At 74.0% G+C, this 21885-nt stretch carries 16 protein-coding genes; 3 read left to right on the top strand and 13 right to left on the bottom strand.

Annotated elements, in window-relative coordinates; all coding sequences use genetic code 11:
* Positions 1-54 precede the first annotated feature (54 nt).
* From ACLQ2W_RS20580 to ACLQ2W_RS20560, 5 genes are all read right to left on the bottom strand, one after another.
* Positions 55-306, bottom strand: coding sequence for a type II toxin-antitoxin system RelE family toxin (locus ACLQ2W_RS20580; RefSeq protein ID WP_425787801.1), 252 nt, complete (start codon positions 304-306; stop codon positions 55-57).
* A complete protein-coding gene (locus ACLQ2W_RS20575; RefSeq protein WP_425787800.1) occupies positions 303-728 on the bottom strand; it encodes a hypothetical protein in 426 nt (141 codons plus the stop codon). Before ACLQ2W_RS20575 ends, ACLQ2W_RS20580 begins: the two co-directional genes overlap by 4 nt.
* A gap of 65 nt (positions 729-793) precedes the next feature.
* Positions 794-1207 carry a hypothetical protein gene (locus ACLQ2W_RS20570; RefSeq protein WP_425787799.1) on the bottom strand — a complete coding sequence of 138 codons (414 nt, stop codon included), beginning with the start codon at positions 1205-1207 and terminating at the stop codon, positions 794-796.
* A gap of 36 nt (positions 1208-1243) precedes the next feature.
* A complete protein-coding gene (locus ACLQ2W_RS20565) occupies positions 1244-3928 on the bottom strand; it encodes a hypothetical protein (RefSeq protein ID WP_425787798.1) in 2685 nt (894 codons plus the stop codon).
* Between the two features lie 126 nt (positions 3929-4054).
* The gene (locus tag ACLQ2W_RS20560; protein WP_425787797.1) at positions 4055-4630 is read right to left on the bottom strand and encodes a TetR/AcrR family transcriptional regulator; all 576 of its coding nucleotides are present in this window, start codon (positions 4628-4630) and stop codon (positions 4055-4057) included.
* A 165-nt stretch (positions 4631-4795) separates the two neighbouring features.
* On the opposite strand from ACLQ2W_RS20560, the gene ACLQ2W_RS20555 reads away from it, so the two are divergent.
* Complete coding sequence (locus ACLQ2W_RS20555) at positions 4796-6385, top strand: MFS transporter (RefSeq protein ID WP_425787796.1); 1590 nt, start codon at positions 4796-4798, stop codon at positions 6383-6385.
* Between the two features lie 75 nt (positions 6386-6460).
* Here ACLQ2W_RS20555 and ACLQ2W_RS20550 read toward each other — a convergent pair whose 3' ends face one another.
* The gene (locus tag ACLQ2W_RS20550) at positions 6461-7246 is read right to left on the bottom strand and encodes an SGNH/GDSL hydrolase family protein (RefSeq protein ID WP_425787795.1); all 786 of its coding nucleotides are present in this window, start codon (positions 7244-7246) and stop codon (positions 6461-6463) included.
* A gap of 147 nt (positions 7247-7393) precedes the next feature.
* On the opposite strand from ACLQ2W_RS20550, the gene ACLQ2W_RS20545 reads away from it, so the two are divergent.
* Positions 7394-8980 (top strand): M1 family metallopeptidase, encoded by a 1587-nt coding sequence (locus ACLQ2W_RS20545; protein WP_425787794.1) that lies wholly within the window; start codon positions 7394-7396, stop codon positions 8978-8980.
* 109 nt (positions 8981-9089) lie between these two features.
* On the opposite strand, the gene ACLQ2W_RS20540 is transcribed toward ACLQ2W_RS20545, so the two are convergent.
* Together ACLQ2W_RS20540 and gltB are read right to left on the bottom strand one after the other, a co-directional pair.
* The gene (locus ACLQ2W_RS20540; RefSeq protein WP_425787793.1) at positions 9090-10595 is read right to left on the bottom strand and encodes a glutamate synthase subunit beta; all 1506 of its coding nucleotides are present in this window, start codon (positions 10593-10595) and stop codon (positions 9090-9092) included.
* The gene (gltB, locus tag ACLQ2W_RS20535) at positions 10588-15255 is read right to left on the bottom strand and encodes a glutamate synthase large subunit (RefSeq protein ID WP_425787792.1); all 4668 of its coding nucleotides are present in this window, start codon (positions 15253-15255) and stop codon (positions 10588-10590) included. The genes ACLQ2W_RS20540 and gltB overlap by 8 nt, the downstream gene beginning before the upstream one ends.
* 145 nt (positions 15256-15400) lie before the next feature.
* On the opposite strand from gltB, the gene ACLQ2W_RS20530 reads away from it, so the two are divergent.
* Positions 15401-16243 (top strand): GNAT family N-acetyltransferase, encoded by an 843-nt coding sequence (locus tag ACLQ2W_RS20530; protein WP_425787791.1) that lies wholly within the window; start codon positions 15401-15403, stop codon positions 16241-16243.
* Between the two features lie 39 nt (positions 16244-16282).
* Here the strand turns inward: ACLQ2W_RS20530 and ACLQ2W_RS20525 are convergent, their stop codons facing one another.
* The 5 genes from ACLQ2W_RS20525 to trpC all read right to left on the bottom strand — a co-directional run bounded on the left by ACLQ2W_RS20525 (position 16283) and on the right by trpC (position 21836).
* Positions 16283-17470 carry an FAD-dependent oxidoreductase gene (locus tag ACLQ2W_RS20525; RefSeq protein ID WP_425787790.1) on the bottom strand — a complete coding sequence of 396 codons (1188 nt, stop codon included), beginning with the start codon at positions 17468-17470 and terminating at the stop codon, positions 16283-16285.
* Between the two features lie 11 nt (positions 17471-17481).
* Complete coding sequence (gene lgt / locus ACLQ2W_RS20520; RefSeq protein ID WP_425787789.1) at positions 17482-18717, bottom strand: prolipoprotein diacylglyceryl transferase; 1236 nt, start codon at positions 18715-18717, stop codon at positions 17482-17484.
* 242 nt (positions 18718-18959) lie between these two features.
* Positions 18960-19763, bottom strand: coding sequence for a tryptophan synthase subunit alpha (trpA, locus tag ACLQ2W_RS20515; RefSeq protein ID WP_425787788.1), 804 nt, complete (start codon positions 19761-19763; stop codon positions 18960-18962).
* Positions 19764-19767: 4 nt separating this feature from the next.
* Positions 19768-20994 (bottom strand): tryptophan synthase subunit beta, encoded by a 1227-nt coding sequence (gene trpB, locus ACLQ2W_RS20510; RefSeq protein ID WP_425787787.1) that lies wholly within the window; start codon positions 20992-20994, stop codon positions 19768-19770.
* A 38-nt stretch (positions 20995-21032) separates the two neighbouring features.
* Complete coding sequence (gene trpC / locus ACLQ2W_RS20505; RefSeq protein ID WP_281938492.1) at positions 21033-21836, bottom strand: indole-3-glycerol phosphate synthase TrpC; 804 nt, start codon at positions 21834-21836, stop codon at positions 21033-21035.
* Positions 21837-21885: the final 49 nt, after the last annotated feature.

The raw sequence follows: 21885 nt of genomic DNA, 5'->3' as shown, positions 1-21885 counted from the left end.
CAGCGTCCTCCAACGAGGCGTCTCGGTCTCGACCCGTTCGGCGCGGTCCTTGCGTCAGTAGGCGCGGCTGCGGTGCACCACCTCGACGACGAACACCACGAGGCGCTCATCAACCACGGCATACTTGATCCGATGGTCGCCCACCCGGATTCGCCAGAGGTCGGTGGTCACCACTTTGCGGCATCCTGGTGGTCGGGGATCCAAGCCGAGCTTGTCGATCGCCGCCATGATGCGCCGCTGCAAGAGCCTGTCGAGAGCCGCTATCTGCTTCAGGGCCGGACGGTCGATCTCCACCTGCCACGTCACAGATCAAGCTCCCGCTTGGCCTGCTCCCACGGGACGCCGCTCACCTGGCCGGCCCGATAGGCGGCCAGCCGGTCAGCCGCATCGGGCAGTTCCCGGAGATCGTCGAGCACGTCCTGCAACGCCTCGACCATGGCCCGAGCCAGTTCGTCGTCCCGGCCTGCCTGCACGCTGGCGATCCAGGTCTGGAGCAGCCGCTCGCCGTTCGCCGGGTCGCTCTCGACGATCGGCTCCACCACCGCGAGCAGCCCGTTGACGATCACCTCGATGTCGTCCCGGGTGCGTTCGGCTGGCACGACGGCGGCGACACGACGGCCGCTGCGGGTGAGGTAGACGACGTTGCCGTCAACCGCCCGATCCACCGCCTCGGTGGGGGCAGGCGAGTGCTCGGGAACCTCGAATTCATAGGCATGAGCAGCGGACATGCCTGAGATGCTAGTCCGTTCCCCCGTCGCGCCGGGGTCGACAACGCCGGAATGTGTTCACCTGTTCACCGGTCGGTGCTGACCACGCCGACCGCGATCGACCGGAGCGCGGCGGCGTCCACCACCTCCGGGTCCGCCAGCACGTTCACCGCGACTCCGGGTCCGGCGAGCCAGAACGCCTCCGCGTCGCCGATCAGGCCGGGCCCGTCGGGGTGGGTGAAGTCGGCAAGCTCCCAGGTGGCGGGGTCACGCTCCTGGTATTCGGCGAGGAACTCGCGGACCGCGTCCAGATCGACGAGACCCTCGCCCCGGAGCACGTGCACCCGCAGGTCGACGCGGTAGCCGTCCTCGACCTGGCGCTCCCAGACCCGGGTGGCGAAGCTGACGTCCTCCCACTCGGAGGAGAAGTCCGACACCGCCTCACCGATCCCGCCCGGCAGCTCTCCGATGTGGAACCCGTCCAGCACCCCACCGTTCATCCGTCACCTCCATATATCCGCACCAAGATTCACTCACTACCGGGCCGCGGTACGGCAGCCGGGGTCGGGGCCGGCGTCGGCGACGCCACAGTGGAAGACCTCGACCGGGGCGGCCCCGACGTCGGGCACCTTCGCCACGGTCAGCAGCGCCAAGCGCTTGGCGAGCGGCTCGCCGGCGTCCGGCGCGTACCGGATCAGGCCGCTGACCCCCGGGTAGCCGCCGGCGGCGTTCTGTCGCAGCACCTCGGCGTGCACGCCGACCGGGTTGACCGCGCGCGGCTCCCAGCGGCGGCCGGTGTCGGCGTGCCGCAGCCGGGCGGCGAGACTCTCCAGCGCGCGCACCATCATCATCGCGGCGTCGTAGGCGAGGCTGACCCGCTCGCCGACCGGCGGGCCGGTCCCGGCGCGGCAGCGCGGCGGGTCGAGCAGGTCGTCCGCGCCGATCCAGGTGAGGAAACTGCCCCGAGCGTCGTCGCGGGCGGCCTGCGCGGCCCGCAACGCGGTGCACGTGGCCAACGACGCCTTCGAAACGTACGTGACCGGCAGGTTGCCCGGCGCGCTGGCGCGCAGCCCCGGGTTGGCCATGTAGCGGTTCACCGAGTCGTCGGCGACCAGGTGCCGGGGCGGGTCCGCGCCGCACTCCTTGAGCGCCCGCAGGAAGCCGTCGAACTCCGACCAGCGGCCGGCGAAGAAGAGCATGCCGGGGTAGCCGCACTCCTGGGTCAGTCGTCGGCCGCTGCGCCACTCGTCGAGCCGGGTCAGTCGGGTGCCGAACCGTTCCCGCAGGCCGTCGACGAGCGTGGCGACGTAGAGGTCGTCGGTGAGCGAGCTGCCCTCGCCGGTGGTCCAGTAGACGTGCGCCTCCCCGACCCGCAGCACCTGCCGGGCGTACGCCTCGACCATCCGGGCCTGCTCCCGGTTGGGCGCGGACATGGCCAGGTAGAGGCTGGAGTTCTCGTCCATCCGGTCGGCGGACAGCGTGGGCGCGAGCACCGGCAGGCCGACCCGGTTGAGTTCCCGCAGCGCCGCCGCGGTGCTGGCGCGGCTGTCCACCAACCCGACCACGCCGAGCACGGTCGGATCGTCGCGGGCCAGCCCCTCCAGCATGCGTACCGCGTCGTCGGCGTGCCGCATCTGCCGGCCGGCGTTGGCCACCACGATGTGCAGCAACGCCGCGTCGTCCGCCGCCGCCGACTCCTTCAGCAGCGCGTACTGGGCGGTGGCCATGCCCTCCAGCTCCTCCCGCTCGGAGACGTAGGACTCCTCGTCCGCACGCGTCCGGTTGCCGGTGAGGCTGCCCAGGTAGACGAGCGTCAGGTAGGGGCGGCGGTGCTCGCTGCGCCGCCACACCTCCTCGGTGGCCCGGTTCTGCGCGAAGATGCGCCGCTGCACCGCGCGCAGCCGGTCCTGGCCGGGCTCACTGTTGAAGACCTGCCCGGCGGTGTCGCTGTAGCCGACGCACTCACCGCCCACCAGGCGCACGCTCACCCGGTCGGTGGGCCAGGGCCGGCAGTCCGACGCCCACCGCCCGTGCGCCCAGACGCCCACACCGGCGAGCAGCACCAGGGCCACCGCCGCCGGCAGGAACCGCCGCGCCCACCACGGCGGATCCGGCGCCACCAGCGCCGGCGGGGCAACCCCAGGGGGTACGCCGGCAGCGTCCTCCTCCGCCGTCAGCACCAGCAGCCAGGCGCCGGTACGCCGCAGCCGGCGACGTTCCGGCAGCACCTCGGCCCAGTCCTCGTACGCCTCCTCGGCCTGCGCCACCGGCCGGGACGCGGCCGGTTCCGGCGGCGGGTCGGTGGCGACGGCGACCACCAGCAGCGGGTCGTTGCGGCCGGTTTCGTTGCGGACCTCGCCGAAGATCCGGACCAGCGTGTGCCCGACGTTGTCCGGGCGGACGCCGTCGAGCAGCACCATCGGGTAGGCAGTGCGCCGCCAGTCCCCCGGTCGCCAGAACCGCCGCCGGTAGGCCAGCCGCAGGTCCTCCAGGAACGCGTGCAGCAGCAGCTTCTCCACCTGGGCGGGGTGTTCGCCGTCGCGCCAGCCGGCGGTGAGCCGCTCGGCGAAGCCGAGGAACGTCACCGACTGCCGGGGCGCGAGATACTGCTGGCGCATGAACCAGCGGTACTGCCGGCCGACCAGGGGCACCCGCCCGGAGACCGCGATCCGGAACACCACGCTGGGCACCGCCCGGCGCAGCAGCCAGAGCAACACCTGGAGCGCGGTGCCGAGCCCGGAGCCGCCGCCCACCTGCGGGTCCTCGCCGACGCCGACGCGTCGCCCCCGCCAGTCGCGCAGCCGGCGCACCAGCGAGGCCCGGCCGCTGTCCGCGGCGTCCACGTCGACCGTGAGCGTCTGCTGCATCAGCCAGTCGGCGAGCGGATAGTGCCGGAACCGCAGCCGGGGCGCGCCGAACGCCTCCAGCGAGAGCTGCCGGTGCAGCTCGCGCAGCGCGGTCGCGACGTCGTCGGTGGGCGGCCGGTCGGTCAGGTCCAGCACCGCGTGCGGCACCCGGCGCCCGGCGCCCCGGCCGGCGAAGCGGCGCAGCAGGCCGGCCACCGCGCCGTCGTCGGCCGGCCGGAGCAGCCAGAGCAGCGGGAGCCGGCGGTCCCCGCGACGTGGCCGGCGCAGCAGCCGGGCCAACAGGGTGAGCAACTCCAGACCGCCGGCCGGGAGCTGCTCGCGGGCAGGCCGCGGCCGGGTCACCGGTTCGCGCATGGTCACCTCCAGGTGACAGCGAGTGTCGCACCATTGTCGACTCCGCGCGCAACCGCCCAGGGATGTAAGGAGGGGCCCCTTCTTAACGCCTGCGGCATAGGAGGGGGCCCCGGTTAACACCCGCAGCTAGCGCGGCGGCGGACGCAGGCCGTCCAGGGCGATGGTCAGCACGCGGTCGCGCTGTGCCGGGTCCGGGAACTGGTACGCGGCGAGGCCGCTGATCAGGCGCACCACGTCGTCGAAGTCGGCGTCGGGGCGGGCCGCCCCGGCGGCCTGGGCGCGGCGCAGCAGCGGCTCACCGGCCGCGTAGATCTCGGTGCGGCAGCTCCGGAACACGTCGGAGTCGTGCACCAGCTCCTCGGCCAGCGCCCGCTTCGCGCCGACGTAGGCGACGAACCGGTGCAGCCAGCCGACCAGGGCGTCCCACGGGTCCAGGTCGGCCAGGTCGGCGGCGGAGGCGCTGAGCGCGCGCACCTCCTCGACGTAGACCGCCTCGAACAGGTCACGCCGCTGCGGGAAGTTGCGGTAGAGCGTGCCGATGCCGACGCCGGCGCGGCGGGCGATCTGCTCCAGCGACGCGCCGGCGCCGCACTCGCCGAACACGTCGCGGGCGGCGGCGATCAGTGCGTCGTAGTTGCGCCGGGCGTCGGCCCGCTTGGGGCGGCGCGCGAAGACCTCGGTCGACTGGTCGGCGCTGGACATGACGCCTGTCACTCCTTCCGTCTTGCAAACGGAGGCACCCCTCCATTACGTTGGTGGAGGCACCCCTCCGGATAGCGTACTCCGGTGGGCCCCGGCCCGACGCGCCGCCATCGCCGCCCACCGCGCGAGCGGCCACCGACTCGTACCGAACGGGAGTTCTCCCACATGATCGACACCTTCCGGCGCGGCTCGCGCCGGATGACGTTCCTCGTCCTCGCGGCCGGCACCGGCTTCTTCGCGATGCTCCAGTCGCTGATCACCCCGGTGCTGCCCACCATCCAGCACGACCTGCACACGTCGCCGAACACGGTGACCTGGGTGCTGACCGCCTACCTGCTCTCCGCGTCGATCTTCACGCCGATCCTCGGCCGGGTCGGCGACATGGTCGGCAAGGAGCGGATGCTCGTCGTCTCGCTCGCCGCGCTCGCGCTGGGCTGCCTGGTGGCGGCCGTCGCGCCGAACATCGGCGTGCTGATCGCCGCCCGGGTGGTCCAGGGCATCGGCGGCGCCGTCTTCCCGCTGTCGTTCGGCATCATCCGCGACGAGTTCCCCGCCGCCCGGGTCAGCTCGGCGGTCGCGTCGATCTCGGCGGTGGTGGCCGTCGGCGGCGGCCTGGGCGTCGTGCTCGCCGGGCCGATCGTGGCCACGCTGGGCTACCGCTGGCTGTTCTGGATCCCGCTGGTCGTGGTCGGCCTGACCGCGCTGGCCGCGCACCGGTTCGTGCCCCGCTCGCCGGTACGCACCCCGGGGCGGATCAACTGGCTCAGCGCCGTCCTGCTCTCCGGCTGGCTGGTGGCGCTGCTGCTGCCGGTCAGCAAGGGCGCCGCCTGGGGCTGGGCCTCCGGCCGGGTGACCGGGCTGCTGATCGTGGCCGCGGTGCTGCTGGCCGTCTGGCTGGCGGTCGAGGCCCGGGCCGCGAACCCGCTGATCGACCTGCGGATGATGCGCCTGCCGGCGGTCTGGACCACCAACCTGGTGGCGCTGCTCTACGGCGCCTCGATGTTCGCCGTCTACGCCTTCCTGCCACAGTTCACGCAGATCCCGACCAGCGCCGGCTACGGCTTCGGCGCCAGCATCACCCAGGCCGGGCTGCTCATGCTGCCCATGCTGGTCGGCATGTTCGCCGCCGGCCTGCTGGCCGGGCGGTTGGAGTCCCGGTTCAGCGCCAAGGCACAACTGGGCACCGGCGCGGTGTTCAACGTGACCGCCGCCGCGATGCTCACCGCCGCGCACGACACCCGCTGGCAGGTCGGCCTCGCCGGCGGGCTGGTCGGGCTCGGCATCGGGCTGGCGTTCGCCTCGATGGCCAACCTGATCGTGGGGAACGTGCCGGCCTCGCAGACCGGCGCGGCGACCGGCATGAACGCCAACATCCGTACCATCGGCGGCGCGATCGGCGCGGCGCTGGCCAGCACCGTGATCACCGCCAACCCGCAGCCGAGCGGGCTGCCCCGGGAGGCCGGTTTCACCGCCGGCTTCCTGCTGCTCACCGGCATCTCCCTCGCCGCCGCGCTGGCCGCGCTCGCCGTGCCCTCCGGCCGCCGCGCCCGACCCCGGCGGCACACCGGGCCGGCGCCGGAGGTCGCGCTGCCGCAGGCGACGCCCGGCGCCCCCGCAACCGCAACCGCGCCGCCGCAGGCGGCACCCGGCGCTCCCGCCGCCGCGACCGCGCCGCCGCAGGTGACGCCCGGCGCTCCCGCCGCCGCGACCGCGCTGCCGGAGACGGTCGGCGGGCTGGCGCCGGTGGGCCGCTGACCCGGCAGCCGGTGAGTTGTTAAGAGGGGGCCCCTGCTATGCGGAATGCGTTAACCGGGGGCCCCTCCTTACACCTCAGCCGATGGCGGCGGTGAGGGCGGCGAGGTAGCCGTAGCGGTAGCCGTTGGCGTTCGGGTGGTACGCCTCGATCACGCCGCTGACGTCGCGGATCCACGGGTCGGCGGCGCACACCCCGTGCCCGGTGAAGAACGGCCGCGCGTCGACGAACGTGGCCCCGGCCGCGCCGGCCCGGTCGGCCGTGACGCCGTTGAGCACGTCGGCGGCCTGGTTGAGGATGGTGCGCTTGTAGCTGCTCATGGCGAGCAGCCCGCAGGAGCCGGTCTCGAACAGCCGCGGGTAGCCGAGCACCACCAGCCGGGCGTTCGGGGCCCGGTCCCGGATCGCCGCGTAGGTGGCGTCCAGCCGGGCGGGCAGCGTCGCGGTGGCGAACGCCTTGGCCCCGGCCACCGCGGTCTCGCAGCTCGACGTGCTGCCGAAGCGGCAACCGGTCATCACGTCGGCGAAGCCGGCGTCGTTGCCGCCGATGGTGATGGTGACCAGGGTGGTGGCGGTGCTGAGCTGGCCGACCTGGTTGTTCAGCACGTCCGCGGTGACCGCGCCGCCGCAGGCCGGAAAGCGGAAGCTGGTGACCGCGTGGGCCGCGGCCCAGAGCGGGGCGTACGACTTCTGGCTGCGCAGGCAGGTGGAGAGGTCGTACGGCCCGGCGCCGACGCCGGAGGAGTAGGAGTCGCCGAGGGCGACGTAGTTGACGGTGGCGGCACGGGCGGCGCCGGGCAGCAGCACGGCGCCGAGGACGGCCGCCAGGACCGCGGCGAAGACGGTACGGACGCGACGGGGCATGGGGGGACCTCCACGGGACAGGGGTGGTGGAGCCCGTTGACCGCGCGCGTGGTCGAGGGGACGGTGCTTGTTACTAGTCGGTAATGCTACCGAAACATCGACACTATTTGAATAGCCCGGCCACCGGCTCGGGGCAGATCCGTTTACATGTGTCGATTAGGTTGGCGGTGCGTACACCCGACGGAGGGAGTCCCACCCGTGCCACGTGCACTCTCGGCGGCGATCGCCGCCCTGACCCTCACCACCGCCGTCACCACCGTGACCGGCGCACCCGGCCAGGCCGCCCCGACCGGATGGGGCCGCCCGCACGTCTCGGCGGCCACCCCCACGCCGGGCAGTCCCGGGCTGGGCGACAGCTACTTCCCCGACTACGGCAACGGCGGCTACGACGTCGACCACTACGACATCCGGCTGCGTTACGAGCCGGCCACCGACCGGCTCAGCGGCACCACCACGATCCTGGCCACCGCCACCAAGGACCTGTCCCGGTTCAACCTCGACTTCGCGCTGGCCGTCGAATCGGTCCGGGTCAACGGCTGGGCCGCCGGGTTCGCCCGCGCCGGCGACCACGAGCTGGTCGTCACGCCGGCCCGCCCGCTGGCCAAGGGCCAGCAGCTCACCGTCGTGGTGAAGTACGCCGGCGTCCCGTCGGAGACCACCGTCTACGGCTACACCGGCTGGACCCGCACCGCCGACGGCGCGCTCGCCGTGAACGAGCCCGAGTCGGCCTGGTGGTGGTACCCGAGCAACGACCACCCGAAGGACAAGGCCACCTGGGACATCTCCGTCTCGGTGCCGACCGGGCTCGAAGTGGTCAGCAACGGCGTGCAGCCGCGCGACCCGCTGCCCGAGGCCGGCAACCGCACCCGGTGGAGCTGGCGCAGCGTCAAGCCCGGCGCCACCTACCAGGCGTTCCTCGCCATCGGGCAGTACGACATCGTCACCGACACCGCGCCGAACGGGCAGCCGGTGGTGAACGCGTACAGCACCACGCTGGGCGAGCGCCTGCCGGCCGCCCGGGCCAGCATCGAACGCACCGCCGAGATCGTCGACTGGGAGAGCGGGGTGTTCGGCCCGTACCCGTTCGAGGCGCAGGGCGGCGTGGCCGGCCCGGTCGACGGCATCGGCTTCGCGCTGGAGACGCAGACCCGACCGGTCTACGGGCCGGGCTTCTGGCGGCGGGGCGCCAACCCGTACGTGGTGGTGCACGAGAACGCGCACCAGTGGTTCGGCGACTCGGTGTCGGTGGCGGCCTGGCGCAACATCTGGCTGAACGAGGGCTTCGCCTCGTACGCCGAGTGGCTCTGGTCCGAGGAGCAGGACGAGGGCACCGCGCAGGAGCTGTTCGACTTCACCTACGACAGCTACCCGGCCGACTCGGAGTTCTGGCAGGTGCTGCCCGGCGACCCGGGCGCCGGCCGGGTCTTCGACGACGCGGTCTACGACCGGGGGGCGATGGCGCTGCACCAGATCCGGCTGGCCGTCGGCGACCCGGCGTTCTTCCGGATCCTGCGCACCTGGACGGCCCAGCGGCAGTACGGCAACGGCACCATCGAGCAGTTCCAGGCGCTCGCCGAGCGGATCTCCGGCCGGGACCTGGACGCGGTGTTCACCACCTGGCTGTTCACCGCCGGCCGACCCGAGCTGGGCGCCACCGCGCGCACCTCGGCGGCCCCGGCGCAGCCGGCCTCCTGGACGAAGATCCGGTCGGCGCACGACCTGCTCGCCCGCTGACCGGCAGCGGCCGGGCCCGCTCCCCGAGGGAGAGCCGGCCCGGCCGGCCGGTGTTAAGCGGGGCCCCCGCCTCTACCGAATGCGTTAAGAGGGGGCCCCGCCTTACACCTCAGCGGGCGGCGAGCGGCTGGCGGGCCGGGTCGACCGGGGCGGGCAGCTCGCCCGCCCCGCCCAGGTACGCGTGCACGGCCGCGGCGGCGGCCCGCCCCTCGGCGATCGCCCAGACGATCAGCGACGCGCCCCGGTGCATGTCGCCGGCGACGAACACACCGTCGGCGGCCTGCCAGTCGGGCCGGGCGTCGATCGCACCCCGGACGTTGCGGGCCACCCCGAACTGGGCCAGCAGTGGCTGCTCCTCGGTGCCCTCGAAGCCGATCGCCAGCAGCACCAGGTCGGCCGGGATCTCCCGCTCCGAACCGGGCAGCGGCGTGACGATGCGCCGGCCGTCGACCTTCTCCACGGTCACCTCGGCGATCCGCACGGCCCGGACCTGCCCGGTGCCGTCGTCCACGAACTCCTGCACCGCCACCGCGAAGACCCGCTCGCCGCCCTCCTCGTGCGCCGGGTAGGAACGCAGCAGCCACGGCCAGGTCGGCCACGGGTCCCGCGCGCCGTCGCGTTCGGTCGGCGGCTGCGGGTAGAGGTCGAGCTGGTGGACGCCGGCCGCGCCCTGCCGGTGGGCCACGCCGAGGCAGTCGGCGGCGGTGTCGCCACCGCCGATGATCACCACGTGCTTGCCGGCCGCGTCGATCGGCGTGCCGTCCGGCAGCGTGGCGAGCGCGGGCCGCCCGTCGCCGGCCACCGCCACCACCCGGTTCGCGGCCACCAGGTGCGACATCGCCTGGTGTACGCCGCGCAGCGCCCGACCCGGCGTCTGGAGGGTGTCCCGGCCCTGCAACGCGCCGCAGGCCAGCACCACCGCGTCGTGCTCGGCGCGGAACTGCTCGGCGGTCACGTCGACGCCGACCTCGACGCCGGTGCGGAAGCGCACCCCCTCGGCGCTGAGCTGGGCCACCCGGCGGTCGACGTGCTGCTTCTCCAGCTTGAAGTCGGGGATGCCGTAGCGGAGCAGGCCGCCGACGGCGTCGTCGCGCTCGTACACGGTGACCGTGTGACCGGCGCGGGCGAGCTGCTGCGCGGCGGCCAGGCCGGCCGGGCCGGAGCCGACCACCGCCACCGACCGGCCGGTCGACACGGACGCCGGCCGGGGACGCAGCCCGTCCCGGGCCACCGCCGCGTCGGCGATCTCCACCTCGACCTGCTTGATGGTGACCGGCTGCTGGCCGCCCAGGCCGAGCACGCAGGCCGCCTCGCACGGCGCCGGGCAGAGCCGCCCGGTGAACTCGGGGAAGTTGTTGGTGGCGTGCAGCGACTCCACCGCGGCGTCCCAGTTGCCGGTGCGGACCAGGTCGTTCCAGTCCGGGATGCGGTTGCCCAGCGGGCAGCCGTCGTGGCAGAACGGGATGCCGCAGTCCATGCACCGGGTGGCCTGCTCGCGGATCAGCTCCTCGCCGGCCGGCGGGTAGACCTCCCGCCAGTCCGTGATCCGCACCGGGACCGGACGGCGGGCGGGCAGCCGCCGGTCGTAGCGCAGGAAACCGTTCGGGTCAGGCACGGGCCACCTCCTGGGCGACCACCCGCGGCGCGGGCGGCACGGACGCGGTCGAAGGTGTGGTGAGAGCACTCATCACCGCGTCGTCGACGTCGCGGCCGGCGGCTTCGGCGGCCCGCATGATCTCCATGACCCGGCGGTAGTCCCGGGGCACCACGGCGGTGAACTCCTCCACCGCCTCCGGCCAGCGCTTGAGCAGCGCCTCGGCCACCGCCGAGTCGGTCTCGGCGAAGTGCCGCTGGACCAGCTCGTGCAGGCGGTCGCGTTCCTCGTCGCGCAGCGGCGACAGGTCGACCAGCTCGGCGTTGATCCGCCGCCGGTCCAGCCGGTGCACGAACGCGGTGCCACCGGACATGCCGGCGGCGAAGTTGCGCCCGGTCGGCCCGAGCACCACCACCGTGCCGCCGGTCATGTACTCGCAACCGTGGTCGCCGAGGCCCTCGACCACGGCCACCGCGCCGGAGTTGCGCACCGCGAACCGCTCCCCGACCCGGCCGCGCAGGAACACCTCGCCGCCGGTGGCGCCGTACAGGATGGTGTTGCCGGCGATGATCTGGTCCTCGGCGCGGTGGCCGGGCTCGGCGTCGTGATCGACGAACGGCGCGGCGGCGTCCGGCCGGACCACGATCCGCCCACCGGACAGGCCCTTGCCGACATAGTCGTTGGCGTCGCCGTGCAGGCGCAGCGTCACGCCGCGCGGCAGGAACGCGCCGAACGACTGGCCGGCGGTGCCACGCAGCAGGAACTCGACGGTGTCGTCGGGCAGGCCGGCGCCGCCGAACCGGCGGGTCACCTCGCCGCCGAGCATCGCGCCCACGCTGCGGTGCTCGTTGCGCACCTCGACCTCGACCCGGACCGGCGTGCCGTCGCGCAGCGCCGGACCGGCCAGCTCGATGAGCCGGTTGTCCAGCGCCACGTCGAGCCCGTGGTCCTGGGTCCGGACGCCGCGCCGGGCCGCGCCCTCGGGCAGCTCGGGCAGGTGCAGGACCCGACTCAGGTCGAGCCCGTGGCCCTTCCAGTGGTCGATCGCGCCGACCACGTCCAGCAGCTCGGTCTGCCCGATCGCCTCGGAGATGCTGCGGAAGCCCAGCTCGGCCAGGTACCCGCGGACCTCCTCGGCGAGGAAGAGGAAGAAGTTCTCCACGAACTCCGGCCGGCCGGTGAACCGCTCGCGCAGCACCGGGTTCTGGGTGGCGATGCCGACCGGGCAGGTGTCCAGGTGGCAGACCCGCATCATCACGCAGCCCTCGACGATCAGCGGGGCGGTGGCGAAGCCGAACTCCTCGGCGCCGAGCAGCGCCGCGACAAGCACGTCCCGGCCGGTCTTGAGCTGACCGTCGACCTGCACGGTGACCCGGTCGCGCAGCTTGTTGAGCAGCAGCGTCTGCTGCGCCTCGGCCAGACCCAGCTCCCACGGGGTGCCGGCGTGCTTGAGCGAGTTGAGCGGGGACGCGCCGGTGCCGCCGTCGTGCCCGGAGATCAGGATGACGTCGGCCTTCAGCTTGGCCACGCCGGCCGCCACGGTGCCCACCCCGACCTCGCTGACCAACTTGACGTGCACCCGGGCGGCCGGGTTGACGCATTTCAGGTCGTGGACGAGCTGGGCCAGGTCCTCGATGGAGTAGATGTCGTGGTGCGGCGGCGGGGAGATCAGGCCGACGCCCGGGGTGGCGTGCCGGGTTCGGGCGATCCACGGCCAGACCTTGTTGCCGGGGAGCTGGCCGCCCTCGCCGGGCTTCGCGCCCTGCGCCATCTTGATCTGGAGGTCGTCCGCGTTGACCAGGTATTCGCTCGTCACGCCGAACCGGCCGCTGGCGATCTGCTTGACCGCCGAACGCCGGGCCGGGTCGTGCAGGCGCTCGACGTCCTCGCCGCCCTCGCCGGTGTTGGACTTGCCGCCGAGGCGGTTCATCGCGATCGCGAGCGTCTCGTGCGCCTCGGCCGAGATCGACCCGTACGACATGGCGCCGGTGGCGAAGCGCTTGACGATCTCGGTGGCCGGCTCGACCTCGTCCAGCGGCACCGCCGGGCGGACGCCGGTGCGCAGCGTGAACAGCCCGCGCAGCGAGCCCGCCTTGGCGGCCAGCTCGTCGACCTTGGCGGTGTACTGCCGGAACACGTCGTACTGGCGGCTGCGGGTGGCGTGCTGGAGCAGGAACACCGTCTCCGGGTTGAACAGGTGCAGCTCGCCCTCGCGACGCCACTGGTACTCGCCGCCGACCTCCAGCCGGTCGCTGGCCTGCGTGCCCGGCACCGGCCAGGCCAGCGCGTGCCGGGCGGCCACCTCGGCGTGGATCTCGGCCAGCCCGATGCCGCCGATGGTGCTCGGCGTGCCGCGGAAGTAGCGGTCGACCAGGCGGGTGTCCAGGCCGACCGCCTCGAACACCTGCGCGCCGCAGTACGACGACACGGTCGAGATGCCCATCTTGGACATGATCTTCAGGACGCCCTTGCCGAGCGCCTTGACGTAGTTGCGGACCGCCTTCACCCGGTCCACCCCGGCCAGGATGCCTGTGGAGATCATGTCCTCCACCGACTCGAACGCGAGGTACGGGTTGACCGCCGCCGCGCCGTACCCGATCAGCACGGCCGCGTGGTGCACCTCGCGGCAGTCGCCGGACTCGACGACCAGCGCCACCTGGGTGCGGGTCTGCTCGCGCACCAGGTGCTGGTGCACCGCGGCGGTGAGCAGCAGCGACGGGATCGGGGCCAGGTCGGCGTTGGAGTCCCGGTCGGAGAGCACCAGGATGCGGACGCCGTCCTCGATCGCCTCGGAGACGTGCCGGCAGATCTCGGTCAGCCGGGCCTTGATGCCGGCGCCGCCGTCGCGGATCCGGTAGAGACCGGAGACCCGGACCGCCTTGAAGCCGGGCAGGTCGCCGTCCTCGTCGATGGAGAGGATCTTCGCCAGCTCGTCGTTGTCGATCACCGGGTAGGGCAGCACGATCTGCCGGCAGCTCGCCGGGCCCGGGTCGAGCAGGTTGCCCTCCGGCCCGATGGTGGACGCCAGGCTGGTCACCAACTCCTCCCGGATGGCGTCCAGCGGCGGGTTGGTGACCTGGGCGAAGAGCTGGTGGAAGTAGTCGTAGAGCAGCCGCGGCCGGGTGGACAGCGGGGAGATCGGGGTGTCGGTGCCCATCGAGCCGAGCGGCTCCGCGCCGCTGCGGGCCATCGGGCCGAGCAGGATCTTCAGCTCCTCCTCGGTGTAGCCGAACGTCTGCTGCCGGCGGCGTACCGAGTCGTGGGTGTAGACGGTGTGCTCGCGGGCGGGCAGGTCGTCCAGCTCGATCAGGCCGGCGTGCAGCCACTCCTGGTACGGCTGCGCGGCGGCCAGCTCGGTCTTGATCTCGTCGTCGGAGACGATCCGGCCGTTGACGGTGTCGACCAGGAACATCCGGCCCGGCTGGAGCCGGCCCTTCGCCACCACGGTGGCCGGGTCGAGGTCGAGCACGCCCGCCTCGCTGCCCAGCACCACCAGGCCGTCGCTGGTGTGCCACCAACGGCCCGGCCGGAGGCCGTTGCGGTCCAGCACCGCGCCGACGACCTCGCCGTCGGTGAACGCGACCGAGGCCGGGCCGTCCCACGGCTCCATCAGGCTGGCGTGGAAGCGGTAGAACGCGCGCTTGTCGGCGCGCATGTCCGGGTCGTTCTCCCACGCCTCCGGGATCATCATCAGCACCGCGTGCGGCAGGCTCCGCCCGGCCAGGTGCAGCAGCTCCAGGACCTCGTCGAAGTTGGCCGAGTCGGACGCCGCCGGGGTGCAGACCGGGAAGACGCGGCGGATGTTGCCGGACAGGTTGGGGCTGCGCAGCAGCGCCTCCCGGGCCTGCATCCAGTTCCGGTTGCCGCGGATCGTGTTGATCTCGCCGTTGTGCGCGATGAAGCGGTACGGGTGCGCCAGCGGCCAGGACGGGAACGTGTTGGTGGAGAACCGCGAGTGCACAAGCGCGATGGCGCTGACCACCCGATCGTCGGTCAGCTCCGGGTAGAACGCCGGGAGCTGGTCGGGGGTGAGCATGCCCTTCCACACCATGGTGCGACCGGACAGCGACGGGAAGTAGGCGGGCACGCCCCGCTCGGCGGTCTCCCGCTCGACCTGCTTGCGCAGGCAGAACGCCACCCGGTCCAGGTCGAGCCCGGTCAGCGGGGAGCCGGCCGGGCCGGCGGGCGCGTCGGTCAGCCGGTGCGCGGCGACGAAGAGCTGGCGCACCCGGGGCATCGCCGCGAGCGCGGTCTCCCCCAGGCCGGACGGGTCGGTCGGCACCTCCCGCCAGCCGAGCACGTCGGCGCCCTCGACCAGCGCGTACTTGTCCACCACCCGGCGGGCGCGGGCCTCGGCGGCGTCGTCGTCGGGCAGGAAGACCAGGCCGGTCGCGTACTGGCCGGGCGGGGGCAGCGGGAAGTCGACGGTCGCGCGCAGGAACGCGTCCGGCACCTGGATCATGATGCCGGCGCCGTCCCCGGTGTTGTGCTCCGCGCCCCGGGCGCCCCGGTGGTCCAGCCGGCAGAGCGCCCCGAGGCCGTTCGCGACGACCTGGTGCGAACGCCGCCCGTGCAGGTCGGCCACGAAGGCCACGCCGCAGGCGTCATGCTCGTACGCGGGGTCGTACAGCCCCGTCGTCGGCGGGGCCGGTTGCGGGCTGAGAGGGTACGGAAAGGCCACCGGGCCTCCTGTCGTCACTCAGGATGGATCATGGAGGGGACGACGTCGGCCCGCTGGGGTTTATTGAGTCTACGTTAGGGCGTGCCGCGCAAGGCCAGTTCAGATTGATCACACTTCCAGATGCTGGGACATGTAGTCTCGCGCGGTGGATCTCGTGCGTACTGACGTGCTCGACCGGTTGGAGCGGTTCTACGACGCGGTGCCCCGCGACGCGGCCCGGGTGGAGGAGTTCGACACCCTGGTGCTGTTCGTCCGGGACGGGGCCGGTTGGCCGTTCTACGCCCGCCCCCGGCCGGGCGCCACCGAGGCGGCCACGCTCGCCGAGGTGACCGCGGTCCGGGAACGGCAACGCGAACTGGGCCTGCCGGAGGCGTTCGAGTGGGTGCACGAGCACCAGCCGAGCCTGCTGGCGGTGGCCCGCTCGGCCGGGCTGACCGTGCTGGAGGCGCCGCTCATGCTGCTGGAGGCGGAGCGGCTGCCCGACCCGGGCACGCTCAGCGACGTACCGATGCGGGTGCTGGACCCCGACGATCCCGGCTTCGCGGCGGACATCGCGCTGCGCCGGGCCGTCGCGGCGGTCGGCTTCGCCCACGGCGGCACCGCCCGGGGCGACGCCGGGCCGGCCGAACGGGACGCCGCGCTCGCCCGGCTGGACGTCGACGCGCTGGACGAGGAGGCGGCCCGGGTGGCCGACGGCCGGCGCGTCTCGGTGCTCGCCGGCACCCCGGCCGACGGCGCGCTGGCCAGCGGCATGGCGATGCGGGTCGGCGACGTGGCGGAGATCGCCGGGGTGGCCACCCTGCCGTCCGCCCGACGACGCGGGCTGGGTGCCGCGGTGACCGCCACGCTGGCCCGGGAGCTGCGCGCCGCCGGCACCGACCTGATCTTCCTGAGCGCCGGCAGCGAGGACATCGCCCGGGTCTACCTGCGGGTCGGCTTCCGCCGGGTCGGCACCGCCTGCATCGCCGAGCCGGCCGCGGTCATCTGAGCGCCCCCGGCGGCCCTGGCGCAGCCCGCGCCGGGGCGGTCAGGACGGTGGTTGCCAGTCGGCGGCCGCCGCGGCGGCGGTGTTGCGCAGCCGCGGACTGATCGTGCCCAGCGCGGCGTCCCGGGCGCGCAGCGCCAGCCGACCCCGGGTCTGCAACACGGCCGACATCCGGCGGGTCTGCCGGACCATGGTCGCCGCCCGGGGACGGCGCAGCCGGTCGTACGCGGTCACCGCGTCCGGCAGCCGCGACTCGCGCAGCAGCCCGGCGAGCGTGGCCGCGTCCTCGAACGCCAGGCAGGCGCCCTGCCCGAGGTGCGGCGGCATGGCGTGCGCGGCGTCACCGAGCAGCACCACGCCGCCCGGACCGACCGGGAAACCGTACGACCGGGGCAACGGCCGCAGCTCGCGGACCTCCTGCTGCACCACGTCGACCGGATCGGTGGCCTCCAACAGCGTGGCGATCGGCGCGGGCCAACCCGCGAACCAGCGCTTGAGCAGGGCGAGCTGGATCTCCGGCGGCTCGGGCCGGGGTGCGCCGGCGGCGGTCGCCACCCAGTAGATGCCGCCCCGGCGCGACGCCCCGGCGGTGCCCCGCTCGCCGAGCGAGGCGGCCACGAACCGGTAACCGGCGCCCAGCGTCTCGCCGTGCACGGGCTGGTCGTCGGGGAGCTGCGGGGCGCGGTACCAGGGGATGACCGCGCGCCAGGCGGCACACCCGGAACTCACCACGGCGGTCTCCGGGGCGAGCTGCCGCCGGATCTCGCTGTCCGTGCCGTCGGCGGCCACCACCAGGTCGGCGGAGAACGTGTGCCGGCCGTCGTCCACCGCCGGCCGTTCGCCGGCGACCGCGCGCACGCTGCGCACCGTCACCCCGGTACGCAGCTCCACCCGCTCGCCCAACCCGGCGATGAGCGCGTCGTGCAGGTCCTCCCGGTGCACCACCACCGGCATCCGCTCGGCCGGGACGGGGCGGGGCTGCACCAGCCACTGCCCGTCCGGGCGGCGGATCCCGCCGTCGGGCAGCGGCGTGGCGATCGCGTCCAGCCCGTCGCCGAGGCCGAGCGCGCGCAGCGCGCGTACCCCGTTCGGCCAGAGCACCACGGCGGTCGCCTCCGGCCGGACCCGGTCGGCCCGCTCCAGCAGCGTGACCTGCCACCCGGAGCGGGCCAGCGCGCCGGCCACCGCCATTCCGCCGAGGCCGGCGCCGACCACCACCGCGCTGCGCATGACTCCCCCGCTCAGCTGTCCCGGTCCGCCGGGCGCCCGCCGCCGGGCGCCCGCCCGGCGTCCGCGTCGGCCCGGTCGGCGTCGTCGGCCCGCCCGGCGTCCGCGTCGATCCGGTCGGCGCCGTCGATCCGGTCCGCGCCTTCGGCCCGGCCCGCGGCGTCGATCCGGTCCGCGTCGTCGGCCCGGTCCGCATCGTCGAGTGCCGTGCCGTCGGTCGCCGTGGGCTCCGTCGGGGGCAGCGCGCCGGTCTCCCGGTACGCGCGGAACTGGTCCCTGGTCACCACCCGGTAGCCCTCCGGCGCCACCGTGGCCGCGGCGGGCTCGCGGGCGGCGAGGTCGACCTGGGACACGTCGCCGGCCGGCGTCGCCGGTGCCGTCGGCTCACCGATCGGGACGAGGTACTCCCGGGGGCCACGGACCCGGACGAAGTAGGCGAGCGCGCCGAGGAAGACCAGCACCGCGGTCCAGACGTTGAGGCGTACGCCGAGGATGTGGTTGGCCTCGTCGGTGCGCATCAGCTCGATCCAGAAGCGGCCCGCCGTGTAGCCCATCACGTAGAGCGCGAACGCCCGGCCCCGGCCCAACCGCAGCTTGCGGTCGAGCACCAGCACCAACGCGGCGACGCCGACGTTCCAGAGCGCCTCGTAGAGGAACGTCGGATGGTAAAGCCCGGGTTGCAGGACCGGGTTGCCGGCGTCGTCGCGGAGCGCGCGACCCGGATTGTCCGGGTCCATCACGTGCACCTCGAGGCCCCACGGCAGGCTGGTCCGCCCGCCGTAGAGCTCGTTGTTGAACCAGTTGCCCAGCCGGCCCACGGCCTGCGCCAGGGGCAGGCCGGGGGCCAGCGCGTCGGCGACCACGGAGAGCGGGATGCCGAGCTGACGGGCGGCGAGCCAGGCGCCGACCGCGCCGCCGGCCACCGCGCCCCAGATGCCGAGCCCGCCCTCCCAGATGGCGAACGCCTTGAGCGGCTGGCCGTCGGCGCCGAAGTATTTCTCCGGGGAGGTGATCACGTGGTAGAGCCGGGCGCCGATGATGCCCGCCGGGACCGCCCAGACGGCGATGTCGAGCACGGCGCCCGGTGCGACGCCGCGGCGACGCAGTCGGTACTCGGTGACCACGCAGGCCACCACGATGCCGAGAATGATGCAGAGCGCGTACGCCCGGATCGGAACCGGACCGAGCTGCCAGACGGCGGTGCTGGGGCTGGGCATGGCCGCCAGGGGAGTCATCGGGGCGAGGGTCACGGGTGCACACGGTACCGGTGCGGACCGTGTGCGCGGCACCCCGGTCCGCCCTGTCCGGGTGTCGACGCGCCGCAGCCTGCGCGCCCACCACCGGTGCCCCCGGTTGCCTACGAGCTTGATGGCACGGATGGCTCAGCGCAGCCCCGGGGTGGTCCGGCACCGCCTGAGTCGTTCACGCCATCAAGTTCGTAGGCGAAGAACCAGCACCAGGCCCGCCGGTGCGGCAGGATTCGACGACGAGGTCAGCGGGCCGGGTTGCGGACGCCCTCGGCGAGTTCGGCGCTGAGCGTCCGCAGCGCGGCCAGGCCGGCGGCCTCGTCCGGCGCGTCGAGCACGCAGCGGACCAGCGCGCTGCCCACGATCACCGCGTCGGCGTACCCGGCGACGGTGGCGGCCTGCGCGCCGGTGCCCACGCCCAGCCCGACGCCGACCGGCAGGTCGGTGACCTCGCGCAGCCGGGAGACCAGGACCGGCGCCGCCTCGGAGGTCTGGGCGCGGGCGCCGGTCACGCCCATGATCGCGGTGGCGTAGACGAAACCGCGGCAGTGCTCGGCGGTCATCCGCAGGCGCGCGTCGGTGGAGGACGGCGACACCAGGAACGTCCGGTCCAGGCCGTGCGCCTCGGAGGCGGCCAGCCACTCGGCCGCCTCGTCGGGGATCAGGTCCGGCGTGATGAGCCCGGTGCCGCCGGCAGCGGCCAGGTCACGGGCGAACGCGTCGACGCCGTACTGCTCGATCGGGTTCCAGTAGGTCATGGTGACCACCGGCGCGCCGGTCGCGGCCACCGCCTCGATGACGCGCAGCGCGTCGGCGGTGCGCACGCCGCCGGCCAACGCGACGTCGCTGGCCTTCTGGATCACCGGCCCGTCCATCACCGGGTCGGAGTAGGGGATCTCCACCTCGACGACGTCGACGCCCGCCTCGACCATGGCGGTCATGGCGGCGATGCTGCCCTCGACCGTGGGGAAGCCGGCCGGCATGCAGCCGACCAGCACGGCCCGCCCGTCGGCCCGGGCCTTGTCGAAGGCGACCCCGATGCGACTCACGCTCTCACTCCTTGTCGAGGATGCCGAAGTACGCGCCGGCGGTGTGCACGTCCTTGTCGCCACGGCCGGAGAGGTTGACCAGGATCACCGGCTCCCGGCCCAACTCGGCGGCGAGTTCCGGGGCGATCTTGCGGGCGCCGGCCAGCGCGTGCGCGCTCTCGATCGCCGGGATGATCCCCTCGGTGCGGCAGAGCAGCTCGAACGCGGCCATCGCCTCGGCGTCGTCGACCGGCAGGTAGGTGGCCCGGCCCGTGTCGTGCAGCCAGGCGTGCTCCGGCCCGACGCCCGGGTAGTCCAGACCGGCCGAGATCGAGTGCGACTCGATGGTCTGGCCGTCGGCGTTCTGCAGGACGTAGGTGCGGGTGCCGTGCAGCACGCCCGACGAGCCGCCGGTGATGCTGGCCGCGTGCCGGCCGGACTCGACGCCCTCGCCACCGGCCTCGAAGCCGTAGAGCCGCACCCCGGCGTCGGGCACGAAGGCGTGGAAGATGCCCAGCGCGTTGGAGCCGCCGCCGACACAGGCCGCGACCGCGTCCGGCAGCGCGCCGGTCAGGTCCAGGCACTGCTGGCGGGCCTCCACGCCGATGCCGCGCACGAAGTCCCGGACCATCTCCGGGAACGGGTGCGGCCCGGCGGCGGTGCCGATCAGGTAGTGGGTCGTGTCGACGTTGGCGACCCAGTCGCGCATCGCCTCGTTCATCGCGTCCTTGAGCGTGCGCGAGCCGGCCGTCACCGGGATCACGGTCGCGCCGAGCATCCGCATCCGGGCCACGTTGAGCGCCTGCCGCTCGGTGTCCACCGCGCCCATGTAGACCACGCACTCGAGGTCGAACAGCGCGGCGGCGGTCGCGGTGGCCACGCCGTGCTGGCCGGCGCCGGTCTCCGCGATCACCCGCCGCTTGCCCATCCGCCGGGTGAGCAGCGCCTGGCCGAGCACGTTGCGGACCTTGTGGGCGCCGGTGTGGTTGAGGTCCTCCCGCTTGAGCAGGACACGCGCCCCCACCTGGGCGGAGAGCCGCCGGGCCTCGTACAGCATCGAGGGGGTGCCGGCGTAGTCGCGCAGCAGCGCGTCGAACTCGGCGAGGAACTCCTCGTCCCCCATCGCCTTGCGGTACGCCGCGTCCAGCTCGTCCAGCGCGGCGACCAGCGCCTCGGGGACGAACCGGCCGCCGAACCGGCCGAAGTGGCCGGCGGCGTCGGGAACCTGGCCGGCAGCGGGTGCGGCGCTCATCGCGGGCGTCCTCTCGGTTCGGGTGGACCCGGCGCGGGTCAGCGCACCGGGCGGGGCGTGGCCGGGTGGTTCCCGGCGTTGACCAGCTCGGCGACCGCCTCGCGGGGGCTCTTCTGGGTGACCAGGCCCTCGCCCACCAGGACGGCGTCGGCGCCGGCCGAGGCGTACCGGATCAGGTCGTGCGGACCGCGCACACCCGACTCGGCGATCTTGACGACGCGGCTCGGCAGCCCGGGCGCGATCCGCTCGAACACCGACCGGTCGACCTCCAGGGTACGCAGGTCGCGGGCGTTGACGCCGATCACCTGCGCGCCGGCCTCCAGGGCCCGGTCCGCCTCCTCCTCGGTGTGCACCTCGACGAGCGCGGTCATGCCCAGCGACTCGATCCGCTCCAGCAGCCCGACCAGCGCGTTCTGCTCCAACGCGGCGACGATCAGCAGCACCAGGTCGGCGCCGTGCGCGCGGGCCTCGTGCACCTGGTAGCTGGAGACCACGAAGTCCTTGCGCAGCACCGGCACGTTCACCGCGGCCCGGACCGCGGCCAGGTCGTCCAGCGACCCGCCGAACCAGCGGCCCTCGGTCAGCACGCTGATCGCCCGCGCGCCACCGGCCGCGTAGTCGCTGGCCAGGTCGGCCGGGTTCGCGATCTCGGCCAGCCGCCCCTTGGACGGCGACGAGCGCTTCACCTCGGCGATCACGGCCACGCCGGGTCGGCGCAGCGCCGCGTACGCGTCGATCGGCGGCGGTGCGGCGGCGGCCAGCTCGCGGATCCGCTCCAGCGGGAGCTGCTCCTGCCGCCGGGCCACGTCCTCGCGCACCCCGGCCAGGATCTCGTCGAGCACCCCTGCGGACGGCGCCGCTCCGGCGTCGTCCCCCTCCGCGTGCGCATGC

The organism is Micromonospora sp. DT227, from assembly GCF_049841835.1.
Lineage (GTDB): Bacteria > Actinomycetota > Actinomycetes > Mycobacteriales > Micromonosporaceae > Micromonospora.
Note: the sequence above shows the minus strand (reverse complement) of the source record. Positions and strands in the feature narration are given on the sequence as shown.

Bases quoted from the DNA above. Each gene is read 5' to 3' on its own strand.
- ACLQ2W_RS20575 (WP_425787800.1), bottom strand. From the start codon at position 728: ATGTCCGCTGCTCATGCCTATGAATTCGAGGTTCCCGAGCACTCGCCT.
- ACLQ2W_RS20570 (WP_425787799.1), bottom strand. From the start codon at position 1,207: ATGAACGGTGGGGTGCTGGACGGGTTCCACATCGGAGAGCTGCCGGGC.
- ACLQ2W_RS20565 (WP_425787798.1), bottom strand. From the start codon at position 3,928: ATGCGCGAACCGGTGACCCGGCCGCGGCCTGCCCGCGAGCAGCTCCCG.
- ACLQ2W_RS20560 (WP_425787797.1), bottom strand. From the start codon at position 4,630: ATGTCCAGCGCCGACCAGTCGACCGAGGTCTTCGCGCGCCGCCCCAAG.
- ACLQ2W_RS20555 (WP_425787796.1), top strand. From the start codon at position 4,796: ATGATCGACACCTTCCGGCGCGGCTCGCGCCGGATGACGTTCCTCGTC.
- ACLQ2W_RS20550 (WP_425787795.1), bottom strand. From the start codon at position 7,246: ATGCCCCGTCGCGTCCGTACCGTCTTCGCCGCGGTCCTGGCGGCCGTC.
- ACLQ2W_RS20545 (WP_425787794.1), top strand. From the start codon at position 7,394: ATGTGTCGATTAGGTTGGCGGTGCGTACACCCGACGGAGGGAGTCCCA.
- ACLQ2W_RS20525 (WP_425787790.1), bottom strand. From the start codon at position 17,470: ATGCGCAGCGCGGTGGTGGTCGGCGCCGGCCTCGGCGGAATGGCGGTG.
- trpB (WP_425787787.1), bottom strand. From the start codon at position 20,994: ATGAGCGCCGCACCCGCTGCCGGCCAGGTTCCCGACGCCGCCGGCCAC.